We start from the raw sequence: 8,958 nt of genomic DNA on the forward strand, positions 1-8,958 counted from the left end.
TACAGTCGTTTTCCAAGAAAGGATATCCTTTCGATAATGCCTGCTGTGAATGTTTCTTCAAGTACCTCAAAAAAGAAGAAGTTAACCGTAAAACATATCATTCTCTGCAGGAACTCCGGTTATCTGTGTTCGAATACATCGAAGGATTCTATAATGCTAATAGACCGCATAGTTCTCTCGGAATGATGACACCAAATGAAAAAGAAGAATGGTACTGGGCACAGCACTAAGCAGCTGTACTCGGCACTTTCTTTATAAATTGTGTCCACTTTATTGACTATAGTCCATCTTCAAACTGATTTTCAATTTCAGTTTCTCTCTGACTTAATTCGATGATAACTTCATTTGCTTTATCAACAGCTTCTAAAATGGACGACATGTCACTTGTAGTATCAATACTTTTATATAATAAACTGTATTGATAATAAAATTCATTAAATTGAAATACCAATGAGTTATAGTAAGAAATTTTACGTGCTAATAATGCAATGCTTTCTGTATACTTATTGATTTCCCTTTCTATATTGCTTACAGAAGCACTTGCCTCATTGATCTGACGGTTTAACTCATCCATAAAATTTTGCAGCTGCTTTTTTTGTTGATTGACAGAATCAATTTTTTTGACATATCTTGCACATTCATCATGAGCATCAACGCACAGATATATATTATATCCTGGTACCCAAAACCATTTTTTCATCTCATTATTGGCTTTTTCTACTCGTCTGCGCTCTGCATCAAGTTCCTGATATAATCTATGTTCATCATCTAAAAGGGCTTTTTTCTCTGCCTCATACCCTTTCATTTTGGATATGAATTGATTTCTATCATTATCCGAAATTTCCAATTTTCTATACAGATCCTCACGTTCGGAAATCATCTACGATGATAAACTATCATAATTCTCAGCACGTTTTTCCGATTGAACTGCTAGTTCTTTTGACTTTTCCACCAATGGACTCAAACAATCTTTTACTTGTTGACGTCTTTCCAACAATTCCTCTAACGTCATAGCGTTCGCTTGACTGTTGAATAACATCGGTTTTGGAGATGCCGATCGTATCAGCCCAGACTTTACATGGGTCGAAACGTCCAAAAATTCCAAAAACATATTCTCACCTACTATACTTGTTCCGCCTGCAGCGCAAATATATGGCTCATTCCCTTTGACATTTCTACAGCCTTTTTCCAAGATTCTGTCCTATCAGCTTCCTGTCCGCCCAAAAGCTGATTATTTAAGCGATGGAACACTTCATCATAATTGTTTTTGTACTCAAGCAAAATTTCACGAAGTGCAACCCAAGAAGCTGTACTCTTGATCGCAGGCACAAGGAATTGAAGGGACATAAATACTTCTGGTTTATTCTTATACAATGACATCAATGATGTCAGCTCTGTAGTTTGAAGACCATCTGCAAAAACCTTCACTGAACTCCAAAACTTCTGAAAATTATTCAACATATTTACAATGTACTGCATGGCAGCAATTCCGGCAGCAAGTGCAGAAATTGCCAGATTCAGTTCATTTTGCGTAATTACAGAAGATTCAATAATGGCTGTATTTTCAGCAATTTGAGACAATAAAGATCTCTTTTCCTTTGCAAGTGCAGTCCTTTTAGAAGAAATAGCGTCAATACGATCCGTAAGGTTTTTAACGGCATCTTTTTCCTCAGCCGATAATTCTTTAAGGTCACTCGAAGCATCTTTCAGTGAAGCAGCCAAGCCATTGATGATTGCTGTATCCTGTTCAGATGAAATTTGCAGAGATTTCAGTGAAGATTCCTCACTTTCTTTTTCCCTGACTGTCGTTTCTTTTTTCTTCTGAAGCGCCTTTTTTTGTTCATCATCGGTTTCTTTCGATAATTGTTCATCTATAGAAGCAATTTCCTTTTCAAGCTTGGTGATTCTTTCTTGAGTAGCTTTGATTTTCTCATTGGTCATTTTCAAATGCTCCTGTGTACTTGCAACTGATGAAGATTGCACATCTGACGAAGCATCACCTGATGTCTTGGATTTTTCTTTCTGTTTTGCAGAAGGTTCATCTTTGTCATCTGGGTTAATGATTGTACGTGCTGAACCGTTAATTATGCCACCAATCGTTGATGAAGCATAGGCGGTAAGTCCTGACGAGATACAAGATGCAACAGTAGAAGCAATTCCCATCCAAAATGCTTTATTTTCCGCATTTGCAAGACGTTTATCCAGTTTCAGATACTCCTCTTGCAGTTCTTCAATTTCATCATCCAAACTCTGTTGCGCTTCTTTTAGACCTTTTGTTTTTGCTTGAAGTGCATCGATCTTTTCTTTTAACTCTTGGTTTTTCTCATAATCCTGAGAACGCTCAGTTATGATTTTCTCATTTACCGCCTGTGATTTATCTGCTAATTCTTGGAACATATCTGCCAGAGCCTGCGCTTGATCCATTACCGTTCCCGCAATTTTTGATACCTCTGCAAATGCAGCTTTCGCATTATCAAAATCTCCTGAAATGGTATTGTTATACCCTGCAACAAAAAACATTGGTGCATATTCAGTTCGCGTATAAAGATCTGCGCATATAACAGCAGATTTGCTGACAGATGTAATAAAATTCTGACGTAACCCAGAAACATTGGAATGTAAACCTGCTACACCATCGACAGCGAGATTGACAACGTAGAATAAATCCACCGCATTTTTCATGTTTTCAAATGTTTGCACCAGGGACAATTTCCCAAGCAAATCCTTCTTCTTTTCTTCAACAATCAATGAAGTATTTTGGGGTAATTCCGTCACATCGTATTTTTCATCGCCGTAAGACAATAGTGTAGAATTTTCCGATACAAGAACAAAATCCATATTTTTCTCCTTTCCGTGAACCAATATCATAATCCATCATGATATATTCACTTTTGAGATTTAGATCACTTTGTATTAACTACATGGGTTTGCGTTGTCAAATCATTAGAGGCATTTACTCAACACATTTCTTTCTACAGTCTGCACATGTCCCGAGGCAGCTTTCAAAAAACGTACAAGGTCAGTATTTGTTTTATCTACTGCATTTTGATATACCGTAAATACCGCTTGAGCAAAAAACGCAGCAGGCTCATCATAGCCTTTATTTTTAATATAGTCTTTCCATTCCATTGAAGTATCGAGTTTTCTGGTCTTTAATATATTCCTAATTGCGATTCTGTCACCATCTTCCAGTTCATAGTATTCATCTACTTGAAAAGGTTCATTTTCTTTGATACATCTAAGAGCATAAACCATCTGAGTATAGGCTGACATAAATACTTTAGGATTACTCTTTAATACGGCACCTTGAGTTGACTTTGTGTCATCTCCTGATTTCCACAACGGAGTATAATCATAAGTTATAAAGCTATAGTCCGGTAAATGTCCCATTCTCCCATGACCAAGATAGAATATTCCATTATATCGTACACCAATCGGAGTACAGGAATAATGTCCTGCTTCAATATTATCCTTAAAAGTGTCATACGTGTACCTCAAAGAACGCTTTGATCCATCCTCAAGATGTTCATAAACCGTTCCTTTAGCGTCATTTATATGCCATGCCGGAATGCCTGCAAACCAATAATGCGCCCATGTATCGGCTAATACATGCATCGCCATCCCAATATGTTCCAGTTTATTCGTAAGCCCGATTCCGTTTACATCTTCTCGGATACATTCAATCATATCAACCACTAGATTGCTATTGGGCAGACACAATAAGTGAAATTCTTTATCTTCTTTTACACCATACTTCCATCCATCAAAAATGCCATATTTCTTAGGACCTTCATATTTTACTTCTGTCCCCGTTGTATTTCCTGGTAAAAAATGAAATGAAGCCCAAATTTTTGCTATTGTTCTAATTTCGCCTTCTGTAAAAGCTTTTGGATTGCTTCCAATAGCAGCCAACTCATCACCTGACTGTACCGTCGGAACATAAAGATCTTTTCCCTTTTTGATGCCGTTTTTTTCCAAAAGAGTGGCGGTACACTCATCAACAAATTACGCAAAATACGCTATTTTTTTTGCTTCCTCTTTTGCATATCCTGCCTCCATAGCCGCACAATAAGTTCCATAGTAGTGAAAGTCCAAATTCATATATCCTACCTCCTATCTTTATTAAATTATTATTATTATAGACGTTTCTTCAGTGTTTTTATAAAACGCTGAAGAAACGTAGACGTTTCTTCAGCGTTTTTCAAGAAGAATTTATAAAAAATTTACAATATTCAAATATAAATCTCATTTTTTTATCATGTTTTTGCGTAACAGAGAAAAAAAGTCGGAAACCCTTCGGTTTCCGACTTTTCGTACAGGAAAATATTTTATTTTACAACATTCTCGCAGAAATTCATGAGCATGGTAGCTGCTTCGGCTCTGGTGGCTTTGCCCTGCGGATTCAGTGTGCCGTCGTCATTGCCGCTCATGATACCTGCACCGCAAGCCCACTGCATCGCAGGATATGCGTAATTGCTGATATCAAAGGCATCGGTATAAGAAAGGATATTGGTGTCCTCCCCAACGGAAACATCATAACCCTGATACTGTGCGTAGTTATAAAGCATCACGGCAAATTGTTCTCTTGTGATGGAATCTCCCACCCCAAAGGTATCGCCATAACCTGCCACAATACCGTTTTCGTTTGCCCAGGCAATGGCATTCGCATAGTATTTATCACTGGTCACATCCAAGAAAGGTGCTACCTCGTTCGGTGCCGGATTGCCTTCCAGATTCCAAAGAATGACTGCCAGCATTTCTCTTGTCAGAGGGGTATTGGGAGCAAAAACATCTTCGCTCATACCACTCATCAAGCCATTTTCCACCGCATAGGAAACGGCTTCATAGAACCAATCGCTTTCCTTCACGTCTTTGAAAGAAATGGTTTCAGTTTCTTCTGTTTCTTCCACTTCTTCTGATTCTTCAGGAACTTCTTCCTCTATTTTCTCCCATTTGGCATAAACGGTGGTGTCTTGTGTCAGGTATACCTCGTCGATTTCCTTTGTCAAATCTTCATCGGCATACCAGCCTACGAATTTATAGCCTTCTTTTTCGGGAACATATTCGTCCAGATCAATGGTGCTGTATTCCCATTCGGTGACGGTGTTGATTTTACTGCCGCCGTTGGTGTCGAATTTCAGATCCCAGAAGAATACAGAACCGCCGGAGGATTTCTTCTTCCAGTTTGCCGTAATTGTTGTATCATTTGCTGGCATAGTAAAGGTGGTCTGTGCGCTGCCTTCATTTGCAAAGGTGATATTATCAGAAGAAGTCCAGCCTGCAAAACGATAGCCGCTATTAGGAGTTGCAGTTAATGTAATTTGTTCGCCTGCCTTTGCAGTAGTTGAAGACGCAGATGCGGTACCATGACCATCGGTTTGTACTGTAATTTCATAAGTAGGGATGGCAGTAACGGTCAATGTGGCGGTGTTGCTTGTCACTTCTTTTACACTGTTTTTCACAACACAACGGTATTGAGTGCCGTTCATGTACGTTGTGGTAGTCGCAATGGTATAGCTGGCGTTGGTTTCGTCTGCAATATCTGTCCAACTATTTCCGTTGTCGGTGCTTTGCTGCCACTGATAGGAGAGGTTTTCACCTGTGGCGGTGACGGAAAACTTGGCGGTTTCGCCAGCGGTCACAGTCTGGCTTGCAGGCTGGGTGTCAATGGTGGGTGTGGTTTCGATTTTACCAGTGCCGCCCGGTTCGCCATTCAGGGCACCGCCTGTATTCACGATGGTGCCGTTGTTGGTCAGTTTCACATTCTCTGGCACAGTAAGGCTGGCGTCCTTTCCGACGGTCAGGGTTTCGCCCTCGTTGATGGTGAGGTCGTCCTGCAATTCCACCTTGCCGTACACGGTGCCGCTCTTGCCGTTAAAGACGATGCCGCTGCTGCCGGTGGCACTTATATCCGTGTTAATTGGATTTGAAATTTGCTTTGCACTGATCCCGCCATTTCTGGCGTCCACAATGGCATTATTGGTGACGGTCAGGTTGGTGGTGGCACCGTTGGCTTGAGATGATCCCACATAAAACTTTATTCCCTCACCGCTTGCGCTACCGCTGGTGGTCAGGCTGCCGCCATTGACGGCAAGAGAGATATTCGGGGAGTTGGTGGCGGTTGAGCTGGACATCACATAGACGCCGGCGGCAGAATTGCCATTGGTGCTGCTTGTGACAGCGACATTCTTGATGTTTATGGAGGCGTTGCCTGTTCCGCTTTTGACATATATTCCGTGATTAGAACCAGATACTCCCAGGCTGCCATTGTTTTCACCCGTAATAGTCAGGGAGGCGTCTGTACCATTGCTGTCCGCGCTTATCTCTGCATTCACATAAATCCCATAGTAGCCTGTGATGGTATTCTCGCTAATCAGTTTGATAGTCAGGGAAACCGACTCCCCGCTATTGCACTGAGCATAGATCCCGGCGTCTTGAGAAGTTGAGTCAATACCGCCGCTTCCCGTGATCTTTGCCCCGCTTAAGGTCAGGGTGGCGGAGTTTGGATCGTATTTGACATTCCAATTTTTAGAAGTGTCGTTGGCTCCCACAACCCGTTCTAGCGCCCCATTGTTATTTGTGCTCCAGTAGGTGGTTTCATTACCACTAATAACCTGCTTATTTCCCACATAAAGCATATCAGGCGCATCTACCGCCAGCGCCGTGACGGGCAACAGACCCAGGCAGAGCGCCAGGACGCAGAGCAGGCTTAAAAATCGTTTTATCATCATGTTTCCTCCTTTTCTCCAGTTTACTTTTACTCCGTGTTTTTAGGTCAAAACACCTTTTTCATGGTAAAAACACTAAGGCTGAAAAACTTCAAACTATCTATATAATCTCTCCATAAACACCTCTCCCCTCCAGCGAGTTGTTTTCATTCTTTGGTGTCAGTCTTTCTTTTTTGAGCAGTTATCCCATACAGCAGTGCAGAGTACGCAAAACCTAACGCCGCAAGGGCAAAAAATGGGTGCTTTTCCCTGCATTGTTCCTCTCCTACGGCTGGAAAGTCTGTATCCCGCCATTGACCATCTGCGATGCCGTTATGGGTACAACGGATTACATCAGACTGCCCCTCAATACTTCCTACGATGCCGCCAAGACTGAATTTTCCATCTGCACCATCCAATATATGAATGGTACCGTCAAACACACAGCTGTTGATCTGACTATCTGCCGCAGAGCCAACTACACCACCTAGATACAGAAAACTTCCTCCGATATTTTGAAACACAACACTGGAATGACAGTTCTGTATCGTTCCGTTTTCCACACGACCTGCAATACCTCCAGCAAATAAGCCCACGTTTTTTCCATTGCTTTCCATGGTAAGGTTGGCGGTACAGTTTTGGATATGTCCATCAACAACTACCCCAGCAATGCCGCCTACCGCAGAATAAAGATCATCAGCAAGGCAAGTCATAGTACCCAGAATCGTAAGGTTTTTCACAGTTCCGTCTATGGCACCAAAGAGACCGTAACAGCCTTCTCGGTTTTGACTGATGTGCAGACCACGGATGATATGCCCTCCGCCGTCAAATGTACCATGGAAGGGGAAACTCTCATTTCCAATGGGCGTCCATTCTTTGCCTCCCAGGTTAATGTCCTTCGTGAGGGTAACTACCAGATTTCTATGCTGGTCATTATGCAATTGATTGCTTGCACGAGCAAAATCCATCAATTCTTTTTTCGTACTGATGGGTAAAATAATCTGTTGCTCAAGCATAAGACCACCCCCCCTTTGGCTATTGTTTACGTTTTCTTGTATTTGATTATATCATATTTCTAAGCTTCATGCGGTCTTTTTTTCATGGCTTGTACATTGATACATTATATTGGAATAATTTGAAGTTCCCTTTGAAGTTTATAGGCATACCGTATTGTTGCCCATGTACCACCTTTGTCCCTACCATCATATACTACAATTACCAGTTGGGATTCATCTACCATATATCTGTTTCTTCTCATATAACAGGATGGAATATATTCTTCACATGCTACAGTAATTTGATCACAGTACTTCAATAACGTCTGAAAATCACTATTTTTTGTTTTTAAACGTCCTTTATATGGAATTGCTGCTTCTAATCGAATATCTGGATACTGATTTTTCTTGTCGGAAATAATAGAAGCAAACAACAAATCTGTTCCATCAGCAAATCCAGAGAGAAATCTAATACACCCATTTTCAATGGCATACTCCACTTTCTGCCTTAGCATTTCTTTTATATACTCCATTTTTTCCGCTGGCAGATCTCTGTGTCCGGTTATACAACAAGTTTTTACAAGAGACGTACTATTACCATTCACAATACCACATCCTCTATTTTTATATTTTAGACATTTAATGACTTATAAAGAATAATATAAGGTATTTAATATCTCATTTCAATACTATTTGCAAGATAAAATAATTCACGAAGGAGGTTGATACAATGTACGAGGAATTTACCCAAAACCGTATTGCACAATTAAGAATGCAGAATAATGTATCTGCCCGTGATATGTCACTATCTTTAGGTCAAAATGACAGCTATATCAATCGAATTGAAAACAAAAAGGCTTTGCCTTCACTGCAAGGTTTATTTTACATCTGCGAATATTTTAGTATCTCTCCACAGGAATTTTTTGATGAAGGCAATGTATATCCAGCCCAACTTTCAATTATAATTGAGGATTTAAGGAAATTAGATAAAGACTCCTTGGAACATATCGGAGCGATTATAAGGAAACTAGCAAATCAAAAATAAATCAAAGAAAAGACGATACACAATAAGCATATCGGAGGGTATGAAGAAAAGTCTGTAAATAAGATTCTTCTATGATAAGACTGAGTGGAATGCTTTGAAATGAAGCACTCCACCTTTGTTTTATATATACCATCCAAAAGATGGCATGTCAATAACAGGCGGCTTTTCCGCCTGTTTTAACCAATCTGTTCTTTTTATTCTGGAAGCCGTC

Annotated in this window: 7 protein-coding genes and 1 pseudogene; 2 read left to right on the top strand and 6 right to left on the bottom strand. The window is 40.4% G+C overall.

The features are described 5' to 3' along the window. Positions 1-230, top strand: a 230-nt coding sequence (locus INF29_RS13190; RefSeq protein ID WP_193487127.1) for an integrase core domain-containing protein, incomplete at its 5' end; no start/stop codon positions are given. A gap of 47 nt (positions 231-277) precedes the next feature. Here the strand turns inward: INF29_RS13190 and INF29_RS13195 are convergent. The 6 genes and pseudogenes from INF29_RS13195 to INF29_RS13220 all read right to left on the bottom strand — a co-directional run bounded on the left by INF29_RS13195 (position 278) and on the right by INF29_RS13220 (position 8,307). Next, positions 278-847, bottom strand: a complete 570-nt coding sequence (locus INF29_RS13195) for a coiled-coil domain-containing protein (RefSeq protein WP_193487129.1) — start codon at positions 845-847, stop codon at positions 278-280. Between the two features lie 275 nt (positions 848-1,122). Then, positions 1,123-2,838 (bottom strand): coiled-coil domain-containing protein, encoded by a 1,716-nt coding sequence (locus tag INF29_RS13200; RefSeq protein ID WP_193487131.1) that lies wholly within the window; start codon positions 2,836-2,838, stop codon positions 1,123-1,125. Positions 2,839-2,943: 105 nt separating this feature from the next. After that, positions 2,944-4,101, bottom strand: a pseudogene (locus INF29_RS13205) (DUF6765 family protein). Positions 4,102-4,328: 227 nt separating this feature from the next. Then, positions 4,329-6,728: an S-layer homology domain-containing protein gene (locus INF29_RS13210; RefSeq protein ID WP_193487136.1), complete on the bottom strand. Its 2,400-nt coding sequence runs from the start codon at positions 6,726-6,728 to the stop codon at positions 4,329-4,331. A 146-nt stretch (positions 6,729-6,874) separates the two neighbouring features. Beyond that, positions 6,875-7,723, bottom strand: a complete 849-nt coding sequence (locus INF29_RS13215; protein ID WP_193487138.1) for a hypothetical protein — start codon at positions 7,721-7,723, stop codon at positions 6,875-6,877. Positions 7,724-7,827: 104 nt separating this feature from the next. After that, on the bottom strand, positions 7,828-8,307 hold the full coding sequence (locus INF29_RS13220) for an SLOG family protein (protein ID WP_330608341.1): 480 nt from the start codon (positions 8,305-8,307) through the stop codon (positions 7,828-7,830). 125 nt (positions 8,308-8,432) lie between these two features. On the opposite strand from INF29_RS13220, the gene INF29_RS13225 reads away from it, so the two are divergent. After that, positions 8,433-8,747: a helix-turn-helix domain-containing protein gene (locus INF29_RS13225; protein ID WP_193487140.1), complete on the top strand. Its 315-nt coding sequence runs from the start codon at positions 8,433-8,435 to the stop codon at positions 8,745-8,747. Positions 8,748-8,958: the final 211 nt, after the last annotated feature.

It is taken from the genome of Anaerotignum lactatifermentans, from assembly GCF_014982935.1.
In the GTDB taxonomy this organism is placed as follows: Bacteria; Bacillota; Clostridia; order Lachnospirales; family Anaerotignaceae; genus Anaerotignum; species Anaerotignum lactatifermentans.

What these genes read in the sequence shown, in the direction of transcription:
- INF29_RS13210 (WP_193487136.1), bottom strand. Translation starts at nt 6,728, where the DNA reads ATGATAAAACGATTTTTAAGCCTGCTCTGCGTCCTGGCGCTCTGCCTG.
- INF29_RS13225 (WP_193487140.1), top strand. Translation starts at nt 8,433, where the DNA reads ATGTACGAGGAATTTACCCAAAACCGTATTGCACAATTAAGAATGCAG.
- INF29_RS13215 (WP_193487138.1), bottom strand. Translation starts at nt 7,723, where the DNA reads ATGCTTGAGCAACAGATTATTTTACCCATCAGTACGAAAAAAGAATTG.
- INF29_RS13200 (WP_193487131.1), bottom strand. Translation starts at nt 2,838, where the DNA reads ATGGATTTTGTTCTTGTATCGGAAAATTCTACACTATTGTCTTACGGC.